Source organism: Blastococcus saxobsidens (assembly GCF_002938435.1).
Lineage (GTDB): Bacteria > Actinomycetota > Actinomycetes > Mycobacteriales > Geodermatophilaceae > Blastococcus > Blastococcus saxobsidens.
Window position 1 is genome coordinate 53,317 of sequence record NZ_POQT01000007.1, and the last position, 23,608, is coordinate 76,924.

20 protein-coding genes are annotated in these 23,608 nt (G+C 73.4%); 4 read left to right on the forward strand and 16 right to left on the reverse strand.

What is annotated here, in order from left to right:
* The first annotated feature begins 13 nt into the window (after positions 1-13).
* A complete protein-coding gene (lpdA, locus tag C5507_RS06200) occupies positions 14-1,420 on the forward strand; it encodes a dihydrolipoyl dehydrogenase (RefSeq protein ID WP_104527660.1) in 1,407 nt (468 codons plus the stop codon).
* Between the two features lie 91 nt (positions 1,421-1,511).
* On the forward strand, positions 1,512-2,864 hold the full coding sequence (locus tag C5507_RS06205; RefSeq protein WP_104527661.1) for a hypothetical protein: 1,353 nt from the start codon (positions 1,512-1,514) through the stop codon (positions 2,862-2,864).
* Between the two features lie 104 nt (positions 2,865-2,968).
* Here C5507_RS06205 and C5507_RS06210 read toward each other — a convergent pair whose 3' ends face one another.
* The 11 genes from C5507_RS06210 to C5507_RS06260 form a co-directional block, all read right to left on the reverse strand.
* Complete coding sequence (locus C5507_RS06210) at positions 2,969-4,432, reverse strand: DEAD/DEAH box helicase (RefSeq protein WP_104527662.1); 1,464 nt, start codon at positions 4,430-4,432, stop codon at positions 2,969-2,971.
* A gap of 240 nt (positions 4,433-4,672) precedes the next feature.
* The gene (locus C5507_RS06215; RefSeq protein WP_104527663.1) at positions 4,673-5,365 is read right to left on the reverse strand and encodes an MgtC/SapB family protein; all 693 of its coding nucleotides are present in this window, start codon (positions 5,363-5,365) and stop codon (positions 4,673-4,675) included.
* Positions 5,366-5,369: 4 nt separating this feature from the next.
* Positions 5,370-6,443, reverse strand: a complete 1,074-nt coding sequence (locus C5507_RS06220; RefSeq protein ID WP_104527664.1) for an adenosine deaminase — start codon at positions 6,441-6,443, stop codon at positions 5,370-5,372.
* 50 nt (positions 6,444-6,493) lie between these two features.
* Entirely contained in the window at positions 6,494-7,333 is an 840-nt protein-coding gene (locus C5507_RS06225; protein ID WP_104527665.1) for an ABC transporter permease, read from the reverse strand.
* Complete coding sequence (locus tag C5507_RS06230; RefSeq protein WP_104527666.1) at positions 7,330-8,268, reverse strand: ABC transporter ATP-binding protein; 939 nt, start codon at positions 8,266-8,268, stop codon at positions 7,330-7,332. The genes C5507_RS06225 and C5507_RS06230 overlap by 4 nt, the downstream gene beginning before the upstream one ends.
* A 163-nt stretch (positions 8,269-8,431) precedes the next feature.
* Positions 8,432-9,703, reverse strand: a complete 1,272-nt coding sequence (locus C5507_RS06235) for a thymidine phosphorylase (protein WP_104527667.1) — start codon at positions 9,701-9,703, stop codon at positions 8,432-8,434.
* Positions 9,703-10,125: a cytidine deaminase gene (locus tag C5507_RS06240; RefSeq protein ID WP_104527668.1), complete on the reverse strand. Its 423-nt coding sequence runs from the start codon at positions 10,123-10,125 to the stop codon at positions 9,703-9,705. Before C5507_RS06240 ends, C5507_RS06235 begins: the two co-directional genes overlap by 1 nt.
* The gene (locus tag C5507_RS06245) at positions 10,125-11,408 is read right to left on the reverse strand and encodes an ABC transporter permease (protein WP_104527669.1); all 1,284 of its coding nucleotides are present in this window, start codon (positions 11,406-11,408) and stop codon (positions 10,125-10,127) included. Before C5507_RS06245 ends, C5507_RS06240 begins: the two co-directional genes overlap by 1 nt.
* A gap of 55 nt (positions 11,409-11,463) precedes the next feature.
* Complete coding sequence (locus C5507_RS06250; protein ID WP_104527670.1) at positions 11,464-12,651, reverse strand: ABC transporter permease; 1,188 nt, start codon at positions 12,649-12,651, stop codon at positions 11,464-11,466.
* Positions 12,648-14,216, reverse strand: coding sequence for an ABC transporter ATP-binding protein (locus C5507_RS06255; RefSeq protein ID WP_104527671.1), 1,569 nt, complete (start codon positions 14,214-14,216; stop codon positions 12,648-12,650). The genes C5507_RS06250 and C5507_RS06255 overlap by 4 nt, the downstream gene beginning before the upstream one ends.
* 287 nt (positions 14,217-14,503) lie before the next feature.
* Entirely contained in the window at positions 14,504-15,565 is a 1,062-nt protein-coding gene (locus tag C5507_RS06260) for a BMP family lipoprotein (protein ID WP_242611159.1), read from the reverse strand.
* Positions 15,566-15,811: 246 nt separating this feature from the next.
* On the opposite strand from C5507_RS06260, the gene C5507_RS06265 reads away from it, so the two are divergent.
* Positions 15,812-17,131 (forward strand): D-alanyl-D-alanine carboxypeptidase family protein, encoded by a 1,320-nt coding sequence (locus C5507_RS06265; protein ID WP_104527762.1) that lies wholly within the window; start codon positions 15,812-15,814, stop codon positions 17,129-17,131.
* On the opposite strand, the gene C5507_RS06270 is transcribed toward C5507_RS06265, so the two are convergent.
* The 4 genes from C5507_RS06270 to hisC all read right to left on the reverse strand — a co-directional run bounded on the left by C5507_RS06270 (position 17,019) and on the right by hisC (position 21,066).
* Positions 17,019-18,014 carry a YihY/virulence factor BrkB family protein gene (locus C5507_RS06270; RefSeq protein WP_242611160.1) on the reverse strand — a complete coding sequence of 332 codons (996 nt, stop codon included), beginning with the start codon at positions 18,012-18,014 and terminating at the stop codon, positions 17,019-17,021. The genes C5507_RS06265 and C5507_RS06270 overlap by 113 nt on opposite strands.
* A gap of 260 nt (positions 18,015-18,274) precedes the next feature.
* A complete protein-coding gene (locus C5507_RS06275; RefSeq protein ID WP_104527673.1) occupies positions 18,275-18,841 on the reverse strand; it encodes a 2'-5' RNA ligase family protein in 567 nt (188 codons plus the stop codon).
* A complete protein-coding gene (gene trpS, locus C5507_RS06280; protein ID WP_242611161.1) occupies positions 18,838-19,836 on the reverse strand; it encodes a tryptophan--tRNA ligase in 999 nt (332 codons plus the stop codon). Before trpS ends, C5507_RS06275 begins: the two co-directional genes overlap by 4 nt.
* A 120-nt stretch (positions 19,837-19,956) precedes the next feature.
* Entirely contained in the window at positions 19,957-21,066 is a 1,110-nt protein-coding gene (gene hisC, locus C5507_RS06285; RefSeq protein WP_104527764.1) for a histidinol-phosphate transaminase, read from the reverse strand.
* 41 nt (positions 21,067-21,107) lie between these two features.
* Between hisC and galE the strand changes: the two genes are divergently transcribed.
* Positions 21,108-22,061 (forward strand): UDP-glucose 4-epimerase GalE, encoded by a 954-nt coding sequence (galE, locus tag C5507_RS06290; RefSeq protein ID WP_104527675.1) that lies wholly within the window; start codon positions 21,108-21,110, stop codon positions 22,059-22,061.
* A gap of 81 nt (positions 22,062-22,142) precedes the next feature.
* Here the strand turns inward: galE and C5507_RS06295 are convergent, their stop codons facing one another.
* Positions 22,143-23,471 (reverse strand): hemolysin family protein, encoded by a 1,329-nt coding sequence (locus C5507_RS06295; RefSeq protein ID WP_104527676.1) that lies wholly within the window; start codon positions 23,469-23,471, stop codon positions 22,143-22,145.
* Between the last annotated feature and the right edge of the window lie 137 nt (positions 23,472-23,608).

The window sequence follows — 23,608 nt, forward strand, 5'->3', positions numbered from 1 at the left end:
CTACCCTCGCTCCGTGCCTCATTTCGACGTCGTCGTCCTCGGTGCCGGCCCCGGTGGGTACGTCGCCGCCATCCGCGCCGCCCAGCTCGGCAGGTCCGTTGCCGTGGTCGAGTCCACGTACTGGGGCGGGGTCTGCCTCAACGTGGGCTGCATCCCGTCCAAGGCGCTGCTGCGCAACGCCGAGCTCGCCCACCTGGTGCGCGACGAGGCGAAGACGTTCGGCATCTCCGGGGACGTCTCCTTCGACTTCGGCGCCGCCTTCGACCGCAGCCGCTCGGTCGCCGAGGGCCGGGTCAAGGGCGTGCACTACCTGATGAAGAAGAACAAGATCACCGAGTTCGACGGGTGGGGCACCTTCACCGACCCGCACACGCTGCAGGTGGCGCTGAACGCCGGTGGCGAGGAGACCGTCACCTTCGAGAACGTGATCCTGGCGCCCGGCGCGCACACCCGGCTGCTGCCCGGCACCGAGCTCTCCGAGCGCGTGGTCACCTACGAGGAGCAGATCCTCACCCGCGAGCTGCCGAAGAGCATCATCATCGCCGGCGCGGGCGCGATCGGCGTCGAGTTCGCCTTCGTGCTCCGCAACTTCGGCGTCCAGGTGACCATCGTCGAGTTCGCCGACCGCGTGCTGCCGCTGGAGGACGAGGCCGTGTCCAAGGAGCTGGCCAAGGCCTACCGCAAGCTCGGCGTCGACCTCCTCACCTCCACCAAGGTGGAGAAGATCGAGGACACCGGCGCTGGCGTCACCGTCACCGTCTCCGACGCCAAGGGCACCCGCGAGCTGCACGCGGACAAGGTCATGCAGGCGATCGGGTTCACCCCCCGCGTCGAGGGCTACGGCCTGGAGAAGCTGGGCGTGGAGCTGACCGACCGGGTCCGCGCGATCGCCGTCGACGACCGGATGCGCACCAACGTGCCGCACGTCTACGCCATCGGCGACGTCACCGCCAAGCTGATGCTCGCCCACGTCGCCGAGGCGCAGGGCGTGGTCGCCGCCGAGACGATCGCCGGCGCGGAGACGATGGAGCTGGACTACGTGATGATGCCGCGGGCCACCTTCTGCTCGCCGCAGGTCGCCAGCTTCGGCTACACCGAGAAGCAGGCCCGCGAAATGGCCGAGGAGAAGGGCTGGAAGGTCAAGGTCTCCTCCTTCCCCTTCACCGCCAACGGCAAGGCGCACGGCCTCGCCGAGCCCAACGGCTTCGTCAAGCTGATCGCCGACGAGACCTACGGCGAGCTCCTCGGCGGGCACCTGGTCGGTCCGGAGGTCACCGAGCTGCTGCCGGAGCTCACGCTGGCGCAGAAGTGGGACCTGACGACCACCGAGCTGGCCCGCAACGTGCACGCCCACCCCACGCTCAGCGAGGGCCTGCAGGAGGCCATCCACGGTCTCGCCGGCCACATGATCAACCTCTGACGGCGCGAGACCGGCCCGTTCCCGCACGGGGACGGGCCGGTCCTCCGCCACCCGGGGATGCGCGGCCACGACGACAGGGCAGGATGGGCGGGTGGCCAGGCCGAGCATCGTCCCGATCGCCCTCACTCTCGACGACCGCACGGGGTACACCCTGTGGGCTCCGCCCTGGGAGGAGGACGGCGAGGAGTGGCAGGCGTTCCTCGGTACGACCGAGGGTGACACGGCCACCGTGCACCTCTTCCCGACACCGGCGAAGCTCGCCGCGTTCTGCCGCAGCAGCACCGACCACGACCTCGCCGACCACCCGGTGTGGCCGGTCGTCTCCGGGCTGGGTGCCGCGGACCTGACGCCGGACGAGGACCACCGCTTCGACCTCGACGGCGTGTACGACATCGCCGCGGAGGACCCCGACCGCTGGGCGGTCGAGGAGCTCGCCGCCACCGTCGACATCGTCAGCCGGCTCGCCGAGTGCCTGGACACCACGGACGAGGACGACGACGAGGAGCAGTTCGAGGCCACCGCCGAGCTCGTCGCCAAGCCGGAGATCGGCTCGCTGGGCCTGGGCGTCGAGGCGTTCGCCGGCCGGTCCGGCGAGGACGCCTGGATCGGCGTCGGCAGCGTCCTGGACGACCTCTGGGAGGACGTCGTCGAGGAGCTGTCCGAGCACTTCGACTGGACCGGCGGGGGCACCGCCACGCTGGAGGAGTACCCCTCGGCGTCCGAGGCGACCGACGAGGAGCCGGCCGACGACGAGGACACCGACGCCGAGGGCGACGTGCGCCGGCCGGCAGCGGGCTCGACGGCCGCGGCGCCCGCCGAGGCGACCACGGCCGGCGTCTCGACCATCCGCGGCAACAGCCGCATCACCGCGACCCCGGCCGCCGTCGCCGCCGCCCAGGAGTTCTGGGAGGCCGTCGGCATCCTGCCGGTCGAGGTGGTCGTGCCCGAGGGCTCCGGGGTGACGCTGCGCTGCTACGTCGAGGACGTCGCCCGGTTCCTGGGCCGCGACGGCGAGATCTTCGTCTTCGACAGCCCGACCGACCTCGCCCGCTTCTGCGCCGGCACGGAGCCGCACGACCTCAGCGAGATCGCATCCTGGCCGGAGGTCGCCGACACCGACACCATGCCGCTGCCCGCCGACCAGGACCGCTACGACCTGACCGAGCTCTCCGAGGCCCTCGCCCAGGTCGCCGACGGAGCCACCGGCCTGGTCACGTACGGCACGCTGGCCCAGCCGGTGGAGGGCGTCCGCGACCTCGCCGAGTACGCGGGCCTCACCCGGGTGGAGGAGCTGCTGGCCCCCACCGCTCCCCTGGGCCGCGCGGTGGCCCGCGCCGACCGCGAGCCCGACGCCACGCTCACCGCCGCCGACGCCGCGCAGCTGCACCCGGCCTGGGACGAGGTCGTGGCCGCCGTCAACGGCGCCCTGGTGTTCCGCGACTGACCTCGAACGCCTTATTGATCAGGTGACCTGATCACGAAGGGTCCTGGCTCACCATCGACGGTGAGCCAGGACCCCTCGAGGTGACCCAGGACGGCTCGTGCGGGTCAGTCGCGGGTGCGCGGGGGCCGGGACGACCGCTCACCGGAGAACCGGCGCTCGCCGCCACCGGGACGGCCCGACCGGTCGCCGCCGGAGCGGTTGCGGTCGCCGTAGGAGCGGCGCGGACCGCCGGGGCGGTCGCCGTCGCGGCGCGGACGGCCACCGGGGCCACCGCCACCGCGGCGCATGTCGCGCTGCGTGCGCTCCTTGGGCTCCACCGGGATGCCGGCGGCGACCAGGTCCAGGATCGGCTTGTCGCCCGGACGGGTGCGGTCCAGGGGCGGGTCGACCTTGGCCGTGCGGAACCGGCGCTTGGCCTGTCCCACCTGGTCCGGGAGCAGCAGCGAGACGACCACACCGGCGGCGCCGGCGCGGGCCGTGCGGCCCGAACGGTGCAGGTAGGTCTTCGCGTCTGCCGGCGGGTCGTAGTGCAGGACCAGGGAGACGTCGTCGACGTGGATGCCACGGGCGGCGACGTCGGTGGCCACGAGCACCGGCGAGCGGGCATCGGTGAACTCCTCCAGCGCACGCTTGCGCGCGGACTGGGGCAGCCCACCGTGGATGGCCTCGGCCCTGATCCCGGCGGCCTTCAGGTTCTCGGCCAGCCGGTCCACACCCAGCTGGGTGCGGGCGAAGATGATCGTCCGGCCCGGGCGGGAGGCCAGCTCGGTGGCCACCTGCAGCTTGTCGCGGAAGGCGAGGGTGAAGGCCAGGTGCTCGGCCGGCGGGGCGTCGTCGCCGGCCCGCTTGACCTCGTGCCGGGCCGGGTCCTTGAGGTAGCGGCGGACCAGGGAGTCGACCTCGCCGTCCAGGGTCGCCGAGAACAGCAGCCGCTGGGCGTTGCGGTCGGTCTGGTCGAGCAGCTCCTTGACGACCGGGAGGAAGCCCAGGTCGGCCATGAAGTCGGCCTCGTCCAGCACGGTGACGACCACCTCGGCCAGGGTGCACTCCCCTTGGCTGATCAGGTCCTGCAGCCGGCCGGGGGTGGCGATGACGACGTCGACGCCGCGGCGCAGCTGCTGGATCTGGCGGTACATCGGCGCGCCGCCGTAGACGGTGGCCAGCACGACGCCGGTCGCCTGGCCGAGCGGGGCCAGGTTGTCGTAGACCTGCTGGGCCAGCTCGCGGGTGGGCACGAGGACCAGTCCGCGGGGGGCCCGGCGGCCGTTCTTGACCTCGGCACCGACGCGGGCGAGCAGGGGCAGGCCGAAGGCCAGCGTCTTGCCCGAACCCGTGGCGGCCTTGCCGAGCACGTCCCGGCCCGCGAGGGCGTCGGGGAGGGCCGAGGTCTGGATGGCGAACGGGCGGTGGATGCCGCGCCGCTCGAGGGCGGTCACGAGCTGCTGGGGCAGGCCCAGCTGGCCGAACGTCGGGCCGGTCGGGGCCTCGACGACGTTCTCGGTGGAAGTGTTCCCAGTGGTGTTCTCGACCTCGTTCGACTCGAACGAGACAGGGTTGACCAACGTCATGCGGGGTGGGGCTCCGATACTGCTCGGAGCGCGTCCCGTGGAAAAGGAGGTCACGGCGGTGTGCGCCGCGTTCCTAGTGGCGATCGCTTGCGCCCAGGTGTGGAACGCGGGATCTGCACGGATGCGCTCGTGCCCGGACAAACCGTCCGGGAGGATGACCGGCCTTGTGCCGGTACCCCCAGGCTAGCAGCGAAGATCGCGAAACGATTCCCGCCCAGGGGTGGGCACCGTCACGCTGAGTCAGTCGGCGTCCTCGGCGGGCCCGCCCGCGGTGATCGCCAGCACCCCGTCGATGTCGGCCAGCCACGTCGCCAGCTGGGTCACCGGTCCGCTTCCCTCGACGGAGAGCCGCACGGTCGCCTGCCGCACGGCAGCTCCACCCCCGTCGTCGGTCGTCGCGACCAGGTCGCGCACCGTGAAGCCGCGCTGCGTGCACTCCGCCAGCGCCCGCCGGAGCACGCCCTCGCCGTCGCGATAGGTGAGCGTCAGGGCGTGCACCCGGGTGGCCCGGTCGGACAGCCGGCGGGCCAGCGGGGTGAAGCCGTAGGAGACCGCGAAGTGCGCGAGGGTCGCCACGACCGCGAGCAGCCACAGCCCCGCGCCGGCCGCCATCCCCACTGCGGCGGTCAGCCAGACGATCGCCGCCGTCGTCAGGCCGCGGACCGCGTCGCGGCGGACGAAGATCAGCCCGCCGCCGATGAAGCCGAGCCCGGAGACCACCTGCGCGGCCACCCGGGAGTCGCCGAACTGCGCCTGGCTGATGACCATGAACAGCGCCGCGGCGAACCCGACGACGGTGAGCGTCCGCAGCCCCGCCGCCTTGTGCCGCAGCTCGCGCTCGAGACCGATGAGCGCCGAGAGCAGGAAGGCCACCCCCAGGTTCCCGACGTGCTCCCACGTCTCCGGGCTCGGCGCGGCCAGCGCCAGGATCACCGGATCAGCCCTGGAGTGCCGCGTAACCCGGCCGCACGACGTCCTCCAGCAGCCGGCGCCGCTCCTCGTCGGTCAGGAACGCACCCGCCAGTGCCCGCTCGGTGACCGTCCGGACGTCGTCCCAGCCCCACCCGAACGTCGTCGCGACGTCGGTGACCTCGCTGGTGACCGACACCCCGCTCATCAGCCGGTTGTCGGTGTTGAGGGTGACGGCGAAGCCGAGCCGGTGCAGCCGGTCCACCGGGTGCGCCGCCAGCGACGGGTAGGCGCCGGTCTGCACGTTGGACGACGGCGCCACCTCGAGCGTCACCTGCCCGTCGCGCACCCGCCGCGCCACCGGGCCGAGGGTGCCCTCGGCGGTCACCTCGTCGGCGATCCGCACGCCGTGGCCCAGGCGCTCGGCGCGGGCGCCGTCGAGGGCCGCGCGGATGGACCCGATGCCGGCCGCCTCACCGGCGTGCACGGTGCGGTGCGCCCCGGCGCGGTCCAGCAGCGCCAGCGCGGCCGGGATGCGGTCCGGCGGGAAGCCGTCCTCGGGGCCGGCCAGGTCGAAGCCGACGACGCCGGCGTCGCGGTAGCGGACGACGAGGTCCGCCACCTCCTCCCAGCGGTCGTCCTGCCGCATGGCGCACAGCAGCGTGCCGACGCTGATCGGCGTGCCGGCCGCGGCGGCCTCCCGGCTGCCCTGCGCGTAGCCCTCGAGCATCGCCTCGACCGCGGCCTCCAGCGGCATGCCGGGGGCCAGCAGCTCCGGGGCCATGCGCACCTCGGCGTGCACGACCCCGTCGGCGGCCAGGTCCAGCGCGCATTCGCGGGCCACCCGGGCGACGGCGTCCGGGGTCTGCATCACGGCCACGGTGTGGGCGAAGGTCTCCAGGTACTGCACGAGCGAGCCGGAGTCGGCGGCCTCGCGGAACCAGCGACCCAGCGCCCCCGCCTCGTCGGCCGGGAGGCCCCGGTAGCCGACCGCGTCGGCCAGCTCGAGCACCGTCTGCGGGCGCAGACCGCCGTCCAGGTGGTCGTGCAGGAGGACCTTCGGGGCCCGGCGGACGTTCTCGGCGTTCAGTGGTGCAGGCACCCCGCGACGCTACCTGTCGTGCCGGGTGGGGCCCGGAGGCCTCCGCAGAGTCACTGCCCGCGGTCCTGCCAGCGGAACGTCTTGACGCACAGCAGCAGGCCGACGACGCACCAGACCGCCAGCACCAGCGCCACCCGGCCCAGCTCCCAGGTGCCGGCCGGCTCGTCGGCGGCCAGCGCGTCGGGCAGGAACACCGACCGCAGCCCCTGGGCCATCCACTTCAACGGGAAGACCGCGGCGACCGTCTGCATCCAGGTCGGGATCTCGCTGAACTGGAAGAAGACGCCGGAGATGAACTGGAGCACCAGCGCGAAGGGGGTCACCGTCGCCGAGGCCGAGCGGCCGTTCTTCGCCAGGCTCGACAGGGCGATGCCCAGCAGCGTGCACGCCGCGGCCCCGAGCGCCGACACCCAGGCGAACACCAGCCAGTCCGAGCCCGAGGGCAGGTCGATGCCGTAGAAGACGACGCCGATCAGCAGCAGGACGACGATGATCGCCACCGTCACCGCGAGCACCTGGACGACCTTGCCCACGAAGAAGGCGCTGCGCGGCATCGGTGTGCCGGCCAGGTGCTTGAGGGTGCCGTCGGAGCGTTCCGTGGCGATGCTGATCGCCATGTTCTGCAGGCTGGCGCCGAGGATGCCGGCGGCGATGATCCCGGCCATGAAGTACTGGGTGAAGCTGACGCCCTCGCCCAGGTCGAAGTCCAGCACCGCGCCGAAGACCGTGAGCAGCAGGACCGGCAGGAGCAGCGTGAACACCACCGACTCCCGCTGGCGGAAGAACTCCTTGAGCTCCACCACCGCGCGCGAGCGGTAGACCGAGGCGATGGACGGCAGGGCCGGCTCGTGGCCGGACCCCGCCTCGCGGGCGGGCCGGGTCGTCGTCATCGGGTCACCTCTCCCCCGGCGGTCGCGGCGGTGCCCGCGCGCTCGCCCTCGCCGATCATCCGCAGGTAGACGTCCTCGAGCGTGGGGCGGGCCACCACGAGGTCGGGCACCTCACCGGGGAACCGCTCGGCCAGGCCCCGCACGAAGGCGGTGGGTGTCGCCGTCGCCTCGGTGCGACGCGTGCCGCCCTCGGTCCAGGTGACCACCGCCGGCGCCGTCTCGCGCCCGCCCAGGGCCGACGGCACGGCAACTTCGGCCAGCCGGCCGCGGGCGATCACGCCGACCCGGTCGGCCAGGGCCTCGGCCTCGTCGAGGTAGTGGGTGGTGAGCAGCATCGTGGTACCGAGGTCGCGCAGCGAGCGGATCAGCGACCAGAACTGCCGCCGGGCCTCCGGGTCGAAGCCCGTCGTCGGCTCGTCGAGGAAGAGCAGGGTCGGCCCGCCGACGATGCCCAGCGCGACGTCGAGCCGGCGGCGCTGCCCACCCGAGAGCGCCTTCGCGCGGACACCGGCCTTCTCGGTGAGGCCGACGAGCTCGAGCACCTCGTCGGGGTCGCGCGGCCGCGGGTAGTAGGACGCCTGCGCCCGCACCAGCTCCCGCACGGACAGCTGGCTGTCGCCGCCGCCGGACTGCAGGACGATGCCCAGCTGCGCCTTCCAGCGCCGGGTGCCGTCGGCCGGGTCGGCGCCCAGCACCCGCACCTCACCGCCGTCGCGGCCGCGGTAGCCCTCGCAGATCTCCACCGTCGTCGTCTTGCCGGCGCCGTTGGGGCCGAGCAGCGCGAAGATCTCGCCCCGGTGGATGTCGAGGTCCAGGCCGTCGACGGCGGTGAAGTCGCCGTAGCGCTTGACCAGCCCGCGGATGGAGATCGCGGCGTCCGGGTCGAGCGGGTCTCCGGGTTGCGGCCGGCCGCGGACCGCGGTGGGACTGGTCACGAGGGAACAGTCTCCCCCATGCTCGTGGTACCGCCGCCACGTGCCGTCTGCCAGCGGCGCTGAGGCGTCCCGGCGATCGTCGGGGACCTCCGGGCCCCACTCCTCGCGCCGCCTCGCAGGGCGGGCACCCGGCCCTCCTCCGGGACCCTCCGGGCCCCGCTCGTCAGGCCGTGATGCGTTCCAGGACGAGCGGCAGGGGCCGGTCGTCGGTGTCGACGCCGATCGCGCCCTCCAGCGCCTCCAGCGCCCGCGGGATGCGGGCGGCGTCGTCGGTCCGCAGCGCCAGCAGCGGCTGGCCGGCGGTGACCCGCTCCCCCACCCCGGCGGTCCAGGTGATGCCGGCCGCAGCCGACACCGGGTCCTCCTTGCGGGCCCGGCCGGCGCCCAGCCGCCAGGCCGCCACGCCGAGGGCGTAGGCGTCCAGCCGGGTCAGGGTGCCGCCGGCCGGCGCCGTCACCACATGGGTCTCGGCCGGCCGGGGCAGCGGCGCGTCGGGGTCGCCGCCCTGCGCGGCGATCATCCGCCGCCACACGTCCATGGCCCGCCCGTCGCGCAGCGCGTCGGCGGGGTCGACGTCGGAACGCCCGGCACCGGCCAGCATCTCCCGCGCCAGCGCCAGGGTCAGCTCGACGACGTCGGCCGGTCCCCCGCCGGCGAGCACCTCGACCGACTCGGCGACCTCGACCGCGTTGCCGGCGGCGCGGCCCAGGGGCCGGTCCATCGCCGTCACGAGGGCCACGGTGCGCACCCCGGCCGCCTCGCCGAGGCCGACCATGGTGCGGGCCAGCGTGCGGGCGTCGTCGGCGCTCTTCATGAAGGCACCGGAGCCGGTCTTGACGTCGAGCACCAGCGCGTCGGCGCCTTCGGCGATCTTCTTGCTCATGATCGAGCTGGCGATCAGCGGGATCGACTCCACCGTGCCGGTGACGTCGCGCAGGGCGTACAGCAGCTTGTCGGCCGGGGCCAGGTCGCTGCCGGCCGCGCAGATCACCGCCCCGACGTCGCGCAGCTGCGCCAGGTACGCCCCTTCGTGCACGTCGGCGCGCCAGCCCGGGATCGACTCCAGCTTGTCCAGCGTGCCGCCGGTGTGGCCCAGGCCCCGCCCGGAGAGCTGCGGCACCGCGACACCGCAGGCGGCGACCAGCGGAGCCAGCGGCAGCGTGATCTTGTCCCCGACCCCGCCGGTGGAGTGCTTGTCCGCCGTCGGCCGGCCGAGCGAGGACAGGTCCTTGCGCTCCCCGGAGTCGATCATCGCCTGCGTCCAGACGGCGAGCTCCTCGCCGGCCATGCCGTTGAAGAACACCGCCATGAGCAGCGCGCTCATCTGCTCGTCGGGCACGCGGCCGTCGGTGTAGGCGCCGATCACCCAGCGGATCTGCTCGGGGGTGAGCTGCGCGCCGTCGCGCTTGGCCCGGATGACGTCGATCGCGTCCATCAGCCCTGCCCCCGCTCGGCCGCCGCGACGAGGTCCTCCGGGCCGAAGGCGTCCGGCAGGACCTCGCGCATCGGCACGATGCCGAGGGACACCGTCTCGATGAGCATGTCCGCACCGCCGTGCTCCCACAGCAGCTGCCGGCACCGGCCGCACGGCATGAGCGGCTGCCCGTCCCCGCCGACGCAGGCCACGGCGACGAGCCGCCCGCCACCGGTGCGGGCGAGGTCGCTGACCATCCCGCACTCGGCGCACAGCCCCAGCCCGTACGACGCGTTCTCCACGTTGCAGCCGGTGACCACCCGCCCGTCGTCCACGAGTCCGGCCACCCCCACGGGGAACCTGGAGTACGGCGCATAGGCGTGGGTCATGGCCTCGCGGGCGGCGGCCCGCAGGACCTCCCAGTCGGGCGCAGGCGCGCTCACTAGTGCTCTCCTCGTCGGTAGACCAGCCCGTCGGCCTTGGGCATCCGCAGCCGTTGGGCGGCCAGCGAGAGCACCAGCAACGTGATCAGGTGCGGGGTGAAGGAGACGATGCCCTCGGGCAGCTCCTCGATGGTCAGGAAGGCGACCAGGCTGCCGGCGGCGAAGACGACGGCGAGCACCGCCTGGACGAGCCGGCGCTTGCCGACCTGGTAGAAGGCAACGGCCAGCAACAGGATCGCGATCAGCAGCAGCAGCGCGACGACGGCACCCCGGCTGCGCAGCTGCAGGCCGTCGGCGAAGCCGAAGAGCCCCGCGCCCGCGGCCAGGCCACCGGGCCGCCAGTTGCCGAAGATCAGCGCCGCCAGACCGATGAAGCCACGACCGCCGGTCTGGCCCTCGCGGTAGATGTTGGCGACGAAGACCAGCGCCACCCCGCCGAGGCCGGCGAGGGCCCCGGAGATGACCACCGCGACGTACTTCATCCGGTAGACCGGCACGCCCAGGGTGTCCGCCGCGGCCGGGTTCTCGCCGCAGGAGCGCAGCCGGAGCCCGAAGGCGGTGCGCCACAGGAGCAGGTAGCTGGCCGGCACGAGCAGCACCGCCAGCAGGGTCAGCACGCCCACCCCGCTGGTCAGACCGCGCAGCAGCCCGGCGATGTCGGACACCAGGAACCACTGCGCGCGTTCGACGTCCCCGAGCAGGTCCGGCCCGCTGGAGAGCACCGGGAGCGAGAAGCTCGGTGGCCTGCTCGCCAGCGCGGGCGACTGGGTGACACCGCCGCCCTCGGCCCCGCCGGCGTACAGCAGCTCGGAGAGGAACCGGACGACGCCCTCGGCGAGGATGTTGATCGCGACACCGGAGACGACGTGGTCCACCCCGAAGGTCACCGTGGCCACCGCGTGCAGCAGCCCGCCGATGGCCCCGAACACGGCCCCGCCGATGATCGCGGCGACCCAGCCCCACTGGTATCCGGCGAAGCCGGCGCCCCAGGTGCCGAGGACCATCATGCCCTCGAGGCCGATGTTCACCACGCCCGCGCGCTCGGCGAACAGCCCGCCGAGCGCGGCCAGACCGATCGGCACGGCCAGCAGCAGCGCCGCGGCGAAGGTGGACGAGGAGGTCAGCGCCTGCTCGCCGGAGATGATCCGGACGGCCGACAGCAGCAGCATCAGCCCGATGAACAGCCAGGCGATCCGGCGGCTGCGGCCACCACCGAGGAACAGCTCGGTGAGCGCGCCCCGGCTCCCACCGGGAGCCGTGGGTGCGGACGTCGCGGTGCTCATCTCGGGACCCCCATGGAGACGTGGAGCGCCGGCGGAGCGTCCTCGTGGGGTGAGTTCACGCGCCCGCCTCCTGCCGGTCGTCGGTGATGCGGGTGCCGGCCGGTCCCGCGGGACCGGCGGACGTCCCGGCGTCGGGGCCGCCGTCACCGCCCTGGCCGCCGGCACGGCCGGCCCGCCGGCGGGTGATCTGGCGCGCGACCTCGTTGGCCACGACCACCGACAGCACGATGGTGCCCTGGATGATCGTCACCACGGAGGCGGGGATGTCGGCGAACTGCAGCGGCACCGCCGCCCGGTCGAGGAAGGCGAACAGCAGGGCCGCGAACGCGATGCCGACCGGGGAGTTGCGGCCGAGCAGCGCGACGGCGATGCCGAGGAAGCCCAGGCCGGCGGTGAACTCGGTGCCGAAGTGGTACGTCCGGCCCAGCAGGTCCGGCAGGCCGATCAGGCCCGCCACCGCGCCGGAGATGAGCATCGTCTTGATGACCATCGCGCGGGCGTCGATGCCGCTGGCCGTGGCCGCCGACGGCGACAGCCCGGTGGCCCGCAGGTCGAAGCCGAACCGCGTCCGCTTGAGCAGCACCGAGACGACGACGCCGACGACGACCGCCACGAGCAGGAAGCCGAAGAGCTGACCCCTCGGTTGCTCGAGGCCCAGCACGCCGAACAGCCCGTTGATCGCCGGGAAGCGGCCGGACTCGGGGATGTCGGTCGTGGTGATGATCGCCGCCCCCTCCTCGCTGCCCCGGAGGGGCCCGGTGAGGAGGAAGGAGGCGGTGCCGAGCGCGATGAAGTTCAGCATGATCGAGCTGATCACCTCGCTGACGCCGCGGGTGACCTTGAGGACGGCGACGATGCCGGCCCACAGCGCGCCGACGGTCATGGCGACCACGACGATCAGCAGGACGTGCAGCGGTGCGGGCAGCACCACGGCCGCGCCGACGCCGGCAGCGATCACGGTGGCCATGCGGTACTGGCCCTCGACGCCGATGTTGAACAGACCCATGCGGAAGGCCACCGCGACCGCCAGCCCCGCCAGGAACAGCGGGACGGCGCGGTTGAGGATCACCACGATCGACTGGGTCTGCTGCGCCGGGGTGTCCCCGAAGTCGAGGAGCACGCGCAGCGCCACGGCCGGGTCCTGGCCGATGACCAGGATGACGATCGCGGTGAGGACGATCGCCACCACGACGGCCAGCGCGGGCGCGAACAGCGACGCGCCGATGCGGCGGAGCGCGTTCACGCGGCACCCACGGAACCGTCGTGGGCGCCGGTCATGTGGCCACCGAGCTCCTCCGGCGTCAGCGACGTCGGGTCGAGCGTCGCCACCAGCCGGCCGCGGAGCATGACGTGCAGCGTGTCGGACAGTCCGATCAGCTCGTCCAGGTCCGCCGAGATCAGCAGGATCCCCATCCCCTCCGCGCGGGCGTCCTTGAGCAGCTCCCAGATGGCCGACTGCGCGCCGACGTCGACACCCCGGGTGGGGTGGGCGGCGATCAGCAGCTTCGGAGCGGCGCTCATCTCGCGCCCGATGATCAGCTTCTGCTGGTTGCCGCCGGAGAGGGCGACGGCCAGCGTGTCCGGCCCGGGGGCGCGGACGTCGTACTCGCGCATGATGCGCTCGGTGTCGGCCCGCGCCGAGCGGCGGTCGATGAAGAAGCCCTTGACCGCCGGCGGGCGGGTCTGGTGACCCAGGATCCGGTTCTCCCACAGCGGGGCGTCCAGCAGCATCCCCTGGCGGTGCCGGTCCTCCGGGATGAAACCCAGCCCGGCCTCGCGGCGGGCCCGGGTGCTCCAGCGGGTGATGTCCTGGCCGGCGAAGGTGATGGTGCCGGCCGTCAGCGCGCGCAGCCCCATGATCGCCTCGACGAGCTCGGCCTGGCCGTTGCCCTCGACGCCGGCGATGCCCACGACCTCGCCCTCGCGCACCGTGAGCGCCACGTCGTCGACGGCCGGGCGCCCGACGACGGAGGGGACGGTGAGGCCGGTGACCTGCAGGACGGCGGTCTCGCGGACGGTCGACGTCCGGGTCTCCGGGGAGGGCAGCTCGGAGCCGACCATCAGCTCGGCGAGCTGCCGGGCCGTCGTCGTCCTCGGGTCGGCGGTGCCCACGGTGGTGCCGCGGCGGATCACGGTGATGGAGTCGGCGACCTTGCGGACCTCGTCGAGCTTGTGCGAGATGAAGATGACGGTGAGCCCCTCGCGCTTGAGCTCGCCGAGGTTGCTGAACAGCTCGTCGACCTCCTGCGGCACCAGGACGGCGGTCGGCTCGTCGAGGATCAGCGTGGTGGCGCCGCGGTAGAGGACCTTGGCGATCTCGACGCGCTGCCGGTCGCCGACGCCGAGGTCCTCGACCAGCACGTCGGGCTCCAGGGCGAGCGAGTAGTGGTCGGAGATCTCGCGGATGCGCCGCGCGGCCTCCGCCCGGTCGAGCCGGCCGCCCTTGGTCGGCTCGCTGCCCAGGACGATGTTCTCCAGGACGGTGAAGTTGTCGGCCAGCATGAAGTGCTGGTGGACCATGCCGATGCCCGCCGCGATCGCGTCGGCCGGGCTGCGCAGGGTCGTCTCGCGGCCGTCGAGCAGGATCGTGCCCTCGTCGGGGCGGTGCATCCCGTACAGGGTCTTCATCAGCGTGGACTTGCCTGCGCCGTTCTCGCCGACGATGGCGTGCACCTCGCCGCGCCGCACGCGCAGCTGGATGTCGCGGTTGGCGACGACGCCGGGGAACCGCTTGGTGATGCCACGCAGCTCGACGGCGTACGGGGCGCCGTCCGCCGGCGGGGAACCGGTCGCTCCTGCTGCGGCCATGGTGGGCCCCTCTCTCGCGGTGCGGCCGCGGGTCGGCGGCGCACGTCCACTCGTCTGCAACGGTGGGACGCAGGTCGTGCGTCCTCGTCCTGACCGGTTCCCGGAGCGGCCACCGGCCGCCGAGGCGGCACGGGCATGATCCCGCACCGCCTGGCGCAGTCCCAGTCCGCCCCCGCCGCCGGTCAGTCCCGGGACCACGACGGCGGGCCCGGGCGCATGCGCCCGGGCCCGCCGTGGACCGAACCGGTTCGGCGCGGGCCCACCCGGAGGTCGACCCGCGCCGGAGGTCACGGGGTGGTCGGGACCTCGATGTCGCCGTCGATGATCTGCTGGCGGTAGTCCTCGATGACCCCCTGGATGTCATCGATGAAACCGCCGGAGGTCGACAGGGCGATGCCGCCGGTCTCCAGGTTGTTCAGGATGTCGCTGCCACCTTCGAGGTCGCCCGCGGCGAAGTCCTCGATGTAGCCCTGGACCGCGTTGTCGACCCGCTTGAGCATCGACGTCATGATCACGGCCTGCTGCTCGGCCGAGGCGCTCAGGTACTGGTCGGAGTCGACGCCGATGGCGCGCTGACCGGCCTCGACGGCCGCCTCGAAGACGCCCTCGCCCGACCCGCCGGCGGCGTGGAAGACGATGTCCGCGCCCGCCTGGTACATGCCCTGCGCGGCGACCTTGCCGCCCTCGGGGTCACCGAAGCCGGAGGGGTCACCGGCCGGCGAGAGGTACTTGACGTCGATGGTGATGTCCGGCTTGACGGCCTGGGCACCGGCCTCGAAGCCCGCCTGGAACTTCGCGATCAGCGGGCTCTCCTGGCCGCCCACGAAACCGACGTGGTTGGTGGCGCTCTTCGACGCCGCGGCGACACCGGCGAGGAAGCTGCCCTCCTCCTCGGCGAAGACCAGACCGGTGAGGTTGTCGACGCCCATCTCCGACACCGAGGTGTCGACGATGGCGAACTGCGTGTCCGGGTACTCGGCGGCGATGTCGCCGATGATGTCGCCGTAGGCGAAGCCGACGGCGATGACCGGGTTGAAGCCGTTCTCGGCGAGCTGGGTCAGCAGCTCGGCGCGGTCGGAGCCGTCCGCGTTCGGGGAGAGCTCCTGGATGTCCTCCGTGACGTCACCGCCGGCCTCCTTGACGGCCGCCTCGACACCGGCGATCGCCGAGTCGTTGAAGGACTTGTCACCACGACCGCCGGTGTCGTAGGCGACACCCACCTTGAGGTCGCCCTCGCCGCCGCCGCTGGTGCCGCCGGAGCTGCTCTCGTCGTCGCTGGCACAGGCCGCCAGGGCCAGGCTGCCGGCCAGCAGCAGCGCCGCGGCCTTCGTCATCCGCGCTCGGCGCAAGACGATCTCCTCTCTGGGGGGACCCGCACACCTCGTGGCGTCGCGGTGTCCCGGGGGTTCAGGTACCGGTGCCCGCCACCCGCTGCGCGCGGCGCGGCAGGCCACCGGCAAGGACGCTAATCGCGCTCCCCGAGGGGGCTACAACCTTCGGTGCGGACTGAGACACGATCGTTGCGAAGGCTCATCCGTTCGGGCACGACGGACGGGAGCGACGTGCTCCAGGTCACGGCGGCATACGGTGCCCGCATGCCACGACGCCTCAGCGCCGGCCTGCTGTGCGGCGTCATCACCCTGTCGGCAGTGCTCCTGGGCCCCGTTCCCGCGTCCGCCGCGCCCACCTCCTCGGCCGCCGCACCCGCCTCCGGGTCGAGCGGCCCCCCTGCCCGACCGACGGTCGACCCGGAGGCCCCCACCCCGTCGGCGCCGCTCACCGGGATGCCTCCCCAGGGCACGGCGCCGGACGGCAGCACGGTGGGCGGCGGGCGGCTCGGCACGCGTGGGACCGTCGTCGCCGAGGTCGCGCCGCCGCTCCCCGAGGGGCTCGCCGCGTCGGCGTGGCTGGTCGCGGACGCCGGGACGGGACAGGTGCTGGCCGCCCGCGATCCGCACGGCCGCTACTACCCGGCCAGCACTCTCAAGGCGCTCACCCTCCTGACGCTCGCGCACCGCCTCGACCCGGCCGCCGTGGTGACCGGCACCGCAGAGGACGAGAACGCCGAAGGCAGCAGGGTCGGGCTCGTCGCCGGCGGGCAGTACCCGGTCCGCCTGCTGTTCGAGGCGCTGGTGCTGCAGTCGGGCAACGACGCGGCCACCGCCTTGGCGCGGGCGGCCGGTGGCGTCCCGTCCACGGTGGCGCTGATGAACGCGACGGCCGCCGAGCTCGGCGCCCACGACACGGTCGTCGGGACGCCGTCCGGTCTGGACGTGGCGGGCCAGACTTCCTCCGCCTACGACCTGGCCCTGATCTTCCGGACGCTGCTGGAGGACCCGGCCGCGGTGGCCGTGCTGCAGACCCCGCGTGCCGACGTCCCACCGGTCGACGGCCGGGCCCCCGGCTTCCAGATCCAGAACCAGAACCCGCTGGCGGACTACCCGGGCATCCTGGGCGGCAAGACCGGCTTCACCGACGCCGCCCGCCACACCTACGTGGCCGGCGCCGAGCGCGACGGCCGCCGCCTCGTGGTGAGCGTCCTGGACACGGAGAACGTGCCGCTGAGGGCCGCCGACCAGGCGGCCCTGCTGCTGGACTGGGGTTTCACCGTCCCGGCCGGCAGCGAGGGGGTCGGCCGGCTCGTCCGGCCCGGGGAGCTGCGGACGCCGGTCGCACCGACCACCGCACCGCTCGCCGGACCGACGCCTCACCGCTCCCCACCCGGCACGACGGTCCCGGCGACGTCCTCCGGGTGGCTCGCCGCCCCCGTGGTCGGCGGTCTGGGGCTGGCCGGGCTGGCGGTCAGCGCGACGCTGCTGCTGGGTCGCCTGCGGGCTGCTCGTCGCCGTCCGGCCGGGGCGACGGCTCGGACGTCTCCTCCGCCTCGAGGCCGGTGGCCGTCCAGGCGGCGGTGAAGAAGGAGAACCGGGCCACCAGGTTGATCCAGACGAGCACGCCCACCGCGCCGCCGAACGCCGACGCGGTGACGCTGTCGGAGATCATCGACAGGTAGTAGCCCCCGACGACCTTGAGCACCTCGAACCCCCCCGCGCCGAACAGCGCACCGGGCAGCAGCCGGCGCAGCGGGTGGTCGACCCCCGGCACCACCCGCAGCAGCCACAGGAAGACGACGACGTCGCCGATCATGGCCAGGCCGATGCCCAGCAGCCACGTGAGCACGCCGTACCCCGGCTCGTCCGCGAGGTCCAGGAAGTCCAGCACCCGCGAGGAGGCCTGGGTGACCACGCCGGTGAGCCCGAGGCTGGCCACGCCGACGGCACCGAGCGCCACCAGCGCGACGACGTCCTGCACGTTGTCGCGGAGGAACTCGGGCTCGTCCACCCGCCCCTTCCAGATCCGCTCCATGCCGACCCGCAGCTTGTCCATGGTCCGCAGGCCGGCGTAGAGGAAGCCGCCCAGCCCGATGAGCCCCACGACGCCGGCAGAGTCGATGGCACCCGACAGCTGCTCGACCAGCCGGCGGCCCAGCGCGCCGGGGAAGGTCTCCCGGATGGCGGTGTAGAGCTCGCGCTGCAGCAGCTCGTCGCCGGCGATGACCAGCCCGATCACCGAGGCCACCAGCAGCAGGACCGGGAACAGCGCCAGGAACGCGAAGTAGGTGACGCCGGCAGCCATCAGGTCGCCCTGGGTGCGCTGGTACCGGCCACCGGCACGGGCCAGGTGGTCCAACCAGCCGAACCGCGCCCGGCCTGCGTCCACAGCTCCCTCGACGCGGCCCCACAGCCGGGCCGGCCAGGCCTGGGACGGCTTCGCGTCCCCGGAGCGGCTCGACGTCACCGCCCGAGTCTGCCGCCTGGCCGGCCCGCTCGCAGGGTCCCGACGCGCGCAGGGGACGTGCTGGAACGGCCCCCTCGCAGGGTCCCGACGCGCGCAGGGGACGTGCTGGAACGGCCCCCTCGCAGGGTCCCGACGCGCGCAGGGGACGTGCTGGAACGGCCCCCTCGCAGGGTCCCGACGCGCGCAGGGGACGTGCTGGAACGGCCCCCTCGCAGGGTCCCGACGCGAGCTTGCGAGCGGTGGGGGGCGAGGGGGTCCTTCTAGTGCTCGGGTCCGGTGAGCCGGTACTCGCGCGCGACCGCCCAGCCACCGGCGGTGGTCTGCTCGAACTCGGTGAAGTGCTCGACGCGGAACTCCGCGGAGAGGTCCTGCAGCCCGTGGTAGACGAGCTCCTGCATGTCGGGGGCGACGTCGTGGGCCACGGTGACGTGCGGGTGGTACGGGAAGGACAGCGACCGGGCCAGCGGTCCCCGGCGGACGTCGTCGGCCAGCAGCTCGCAGTTGCCGATCCCGCGCGCCACGGCGACGAAGACCACGTCGGAGACCGGCCGGAAGGTGCCGGTGCCCGACAGGTGCATGTCGAACGGCGGATGGGCCGCGGCGACCGCCTCGAGGTGCTCCCCGATCGCGGCGCGGTCGCCGACCGGGACCTCCGTCGGCGGGAGGAGGGTCACGTGCGGCGGCACGAGCGTCGCCTGCGGGTCACCGACCTTCGTCCGCCAGTCGACCAGCAGCGCCGCCCACGGCTCGGGGACCGGCACGATCACGCCGAGCACCGCCGTCTCCGGCGGGCCCGCCAGCCGGCCGACGAAGGTGTCGTCGTTCATGCCGGGGACCCGGCCGGCGGTAGGAAGCCCACCCGGTCGTACGCCTGGGCCAGCGTCCGGGACGCCACCTCGCGGGCGCGCGCGGCCCCGCCGGCGAGGATCCGCTCCAGCTCCGCCTGGTCGTCGAGCAGCTCCTGGGTGCGCTGCTGGACCGGCGTCACGAACTCCGTGACGACCTCGGCGAGCTCCTTCTTCAGGTCGCCGTAGCCACGGCCCGCGAAGTCCTCCTCCAGCTGGGCCACGGTCCGGCCGGACAGCGCGCTGTGGATCGTCAGCAGGTTGGTGATGCCCGGCTTGTTCGCGGCGTCGGCCACGATCTCGCGTCCGGTGTCGGTGACCGCGGAGCGGATCTTCTTGGCCGTCAGCTTCGGCTCGTCGAGCAGGAAGACGCAGCCGGCCCCCGGGAGGCTCTTGCTCATCTGCTTCTCGGGGGTCTGCAGGTCCAGGATCTTCGCCGCGCCGGGCGGGATGAACGCCTCGGGGACGGTGAACGTCTGGCCGAACCGGCCGTTGAAGCGGACGGCGAGGTCGCGGGTCAGCTCCAGGTGCTGGCGCTGGTCCTCACCGACCGGGACGCGCGCGGCCTGGTAGAGCAGGATGTCGGCCACCTGGAGCACCGGGTAGGTGAACAGCCCGACCGTGGTGTTCGCTGAGCCCTGCCGCTGGCTCTTGTCCTTGAACTGGGTCATCCGGCTGGCCTCGCCGAAGCCGGTGAGGCACTGCATCACCCAGCCGAGCTGGGCGTGCTCCGGCACGTGGCTCTGCACGAACAGCGCGCTGCGCGACGGGTCGACGCCCAGGGCGAGCAGCTGGGCCGCCGACGTCAGGGTGTTGCGCCGCAGCTCCACGGGGTCCTGCGCCACCGTGATCGCGTGCAGGTCGACGACGCAGTAGAAGGCTTCCGCGGAGTCCTGGAGGTCGACCCACTGCCGCAGCGCACCCAGGTAGTTGCCGAGGTGGAAGGAGCCGGCGGTCGGCTGGATGCCGGACAGCACTCGGGGCGATGACAGTGAGTGCAAGGCCACGTCCGCCATCAAACCAGCCGCACCCGCCGCTCGTCCGGGCTACCCCGTCCGAAACCGCCCGGCGCCGGGTCCGGGCCACCGAGGCGCAGGTCAGCGACCCGCGCCGGCGAGGGCGTCGTCCAGCGCGGCGAGGAAGACGTCGTCCTCCTCCGGGGTGCCGACGGTGACCCGGATCCCCTCCCCGGCGAAGGGGCGGGTGATGACCGCGCGGGCCTCCAGCGCCGCGGCCAGCTCCGCCGTCCGTTCCCCCAGCGGGAGCCAGACGAAGTTGGCCTGGCTGTCGGCCACCTCCAGGCCGCGGTCGTGCAGCGCGCCGGTCAGCCGCGCCCGCTCGGCCGTGACGGCCGCGCACCGGCGGCGCACCTCGTCCTCGCTGGCCAGGGCGGCGACGGCGGCCGCCTGCGCCACCATGCCGACGCTGAACGGCAGGTGCGTCTTGCGCACCGCCTCGGCGACCGCCGGGTCCTCGGCCAGCAGGTAGCCCACCCGCAGCCCGGCCAGCCCCCACGCCTTGGAGAACGTGCGCAGGACGGCGACGTTCGGCCGGCCGCGCATGAGCTCCACGCCGTCGGGGACGTCGCGGTCGGTCACGAACTCCCGGTAGGCCTCGTCCAGGACCACGAGGGTGTCGGTGGGGACGGCGTCGAGGAAGCGCTCGAGCTCCTGCCGGCGCACCGCCGTCCCGGTCGGGTTGTTGGGGTTGCAGACGAACACCAGCCGGGTGCTGTCGTCGATCTGAGCGGCCAGCGCCCCGAGGTCGTGGGTGTCGGGCGACCCCCCGTCCCGGCCCGCGACCAGCGGCACCTGGACGGCGCGGGCGCCGGCCACCCGTGCCAGCAGCGGGTACATCTCGAAGGACCGCCAGGCGAACGCGATGCTCGTGCCCGGGTCGTTGTACGCCTGCGCCAGCTCCTGGCAGATGGCGACGGCGCCGCAGCCGGTGGCCACCTGCGCCGGGTCGACGCCGTACCGGTCGGCCAGCGCGCGGGTGAGCACCACCGCGCCGTTGTCGGGGTAGCGGTTGGTCTCGGTGACCGCGGCGGTCACGGCCTGGACGACGGCGGGCAGGGGTGGGAAGGCCACCTCGTTGCTGGCCAGCTTCACCGCCCGCTCGACCCCGATCTCGCGCGCCAGGTCGGCGGGATTGCGGCCCGGCTTGTAGGCCGGGAGCGACTGCACCGCAGGTCGGGCGCTGACCACGAGATCCTCCACCTCCTGGGCCGCCCTCGTAGGGTGACCCCATGCGCGTACTCGTCGCCGGCGGAGCCGGCTACATCGGCAGCGTAGTGACGGCCGCGCTGCTGGCCGACGGTCACGAGGTCACCGTCCTCGACGACCTCTCGACCGGTCACGCGGACGCGGTGCCCGAGGGCGCGACGCTGGCCGAGGTGTCGCTGCACGACTCGGCCCCGGTGCTGGCCGAGGTCCGCCCCGAGGCGGTGCTGCACTTCGCGGCCAAGTCGCTGGTCGGCGTCTCCCAGCAGCGGCCCGAGGACTACTGGGACACCAACGTCGGCGGCACCTTCGCGCTGCTGGAGGCGATGCGGGCGGCCGACTGCCGGCGCATCGTCTTCTCCTCGACGGCGGCGACCTACGGCGAGCCCGACCAGGTGCCGATCCGGGAGGACGCGCCCACCCGGCCGACGAACACCTACGGCGCCTCCAAGCTGGCGGTCGACCACATGCTGACCAGCTACGCCGTCGCGCACGGCTTCGCCGCGGTGAGCCTGCGGTACTTCAACGTGGCCGGCGCGGCGTACGGGCTGGGTGAGCGGCACGCCACCGAGACGCACCTGATCCCCCTGGCGCTGCAGGTCGCCTCCGGCCACCGGGACTCCCTGACCGTGTTCGGCCAGGACTACCCCACGCCCGACGGCACCTGCATCCGCGACTACGTGCACGTCGAGGACCTCTCCGACGCGCACCTGCTGGCCCTGCCCGCCCCGGCGGCCGGCGAGCACCGGATCTACAACCTCGGCAACGGCACCGGCTTCTCCGTGCAGGAGATCGTCGAGGCGGCCCGCGAGGTCACCGGCCACCCGATCCCGGTGACCGTCGGCGAGCGACGGGCCGGCGACCCCGCGCAGCTGGTCGCCTCCAGCGACCGGATCCGGGACGAACTGGGCTGGACCCCGAAGCACACCGACCTGGTCGGCATCGTCCGCGACGCCTGGGCGGTCGCCCGCGCCCGTTGACCACCCCGGGCATGGGAAGCGATACATGCGTCCTGGGCCGAAATCCGCATGTATCGCTTCCCATGCCCGGGGGGCTGGGCCTCAGCTCGCGGTCGTGACGCCGTCCTCGTCGTCGGGCACCGGAGCGGGCGGCGGGCTCACCCGCAGGCGGGCGATCCGTCGTCCGTCGAGCTCCAGGACCTCCAGCCGGCGGCCCTCGACCTCGACCGCGTCGCCCACCTCGGGCAGCCGGCCGAGCTCGGCAAGCACGAACCCGGCCGCCGTCTCGTAGGGGCCCTCGGGCAGCTGGAGCCCGGTGGCCTCGGTGAAGTCGTCGAGGTTCAGCAGGCCGTCGACCTCCCGCGGCGCGTCGGGTGACTGCTTGGCATCGGGCTCGACCTCCTCGTCGTACTCGTCGTAGATCTCCCCGATGACCTCCTCGATGAGGTCCTCGAGGGTGACGATGCCGTCGGTGCCGCCGTACTCGTCGACGACGATGGCCAGGTGCTGGTTCTCCCGGCGCATCTCGCTGAGCACGGTGAGCACGCCTGCAGTGCCCGGCAGCCGCTTCACCTCGCGGGCCAGGTCGCCGACGGTCGCGGCACGGCCGGCCGGGTGGTTGGGCAGGAAGAGATCGCGGACGTGCACGAAGCCCAGGACGTCGTCCTGGTCCCGGCCCGCGACCGGGAACCGCGACCAGTTGGACTCCGCGACCAGCTTCGCCGCGCGGCTGGCCGTCATGGAGGCATCCAGGAACTGGACCTCCGTGCGGGGGGTCATGACCTCGCGGACCTCGCGCTCACCGGCGCGGAAGACCTCGTCGATGAGCCGGCGCTCGTCGCTGCTGAGCGACTCGTGCGCGGCCACCAGGTCGCGCAGCTCCTCCTGGCTGATGGCCTCACCGCTGGCCTTCGGGTCGGCGCCGACCAGCCGGACGAGGCCGTTGGTCGACTTCGAGAGCAGCCAGATGACGGGCCGGGACAGCTTCGCGATGGCGTTGAGCGGCGCGGCGACGAGGAGGGCGAAGCCCTCGGCGCGCTGCAGCGCCAGGCGCTTGGGCGTGAGCTCCCCGACCACCAGGGACACGTAGCTGATCGCGATCGTGACCAGCACCAGCGCCAGCGTGCCGGACAGGCCCTCGCTCAGCCCGCGGGTCTGCATCCAGTCGGCCAGCGGGGCCGACAGCGTGCTGGCACCGAACGCAGCGGAGAAGAACCCGGCCAGCGTGACGCCGACCTGGACGGCGGCCAGGAACTGGTTGGGGTCCTTGAGCAGCTTCTGCACCGCCAGGCCGCGGCGTCCGCCCTGCTCGCCCATCGCGCGGACCTGCGACTCGCGCAGGGAGACCAGGGCGATCTCGGCTCCGGCGAACACGCCGCCGACCAGCACGAACGCGATGACCATGACGATGTTGAGCCATACGTCGCTCACCGGCGGCGTGCTCCTCGGGGGGTGTTGGGGCGGGACGGACGGGTCCATGGTGCCCGGTCCGTGCGACACGTCGGGCGGGCGAGTCCCCCGGCGGCCGCGTCGAGGGACTCGAATTCGGGACTACCGCAACCGCTCGC

What these genes read in the sequence shown, in the direction of transcription:
- C5507_RS06210 (WP_104527662.1), bottom strand. Translation starts at nt 4,432, where the DNA reads ATGACGTTGGTCAACCCTGTCTCGTTCGAGTCGAACGAGGTCGAGAAC.
- C5507_RS06225 (WP_104527665.1), bottom strand. Translation starts at nt 7,333, where the DNA reads ATGACGACGACCCGGCCCGCCCGCGAGGCGGGGTCCGGCCACGAGCCG.
- C5507_RS06235 (WP_104527667.1), bottom strand. Translation starts at nt 9,703, where the DNA reads ATGGACGCGATCGACGTCATCCGGGCCAAGCGCGACGGCGCGCAGCTC.
- C5507_RS06245 (WP_104527669.1), bottom strand. Translation starts at nt 11,408, where the DNA reads ATGAGCACCGCGACGTCCGCACCCACGGCTCCCGGTGGGAGCCGGGGC.
- C5507_RS06255 (WP_104527671.1), bottom strand. Translation starts at nt 14,216, where the DNA reads ATGGCCGCAGCAGGAGCGACCGGTTCCCCGCCGGCGGACGGCGCCCCG.
- C5507_RS06265 (WP_104527762.1), top strand. Translation starts at nt 15,812, where the DNA reads ATGCCACGACGCCTCAGCGCCGGCCTGCTGTGCGGCGTCATCACCCTG.
- C5507_RS06275 (WP_104527673.1), bottom strand. Translation starts at nt 18,841, where the DNA reads ATGAACGACGACACCTTCGTCGGCCGGCTGGCGGGCCCGCCGGAGACG.
- galE (WP_104527675.1), top strand. Translation starts at nt 21,108, where the DNA reads ATGCGCGTACTCGTCGCCGGCGGAGCCGGCTACATCGGCAGCGTAGTG.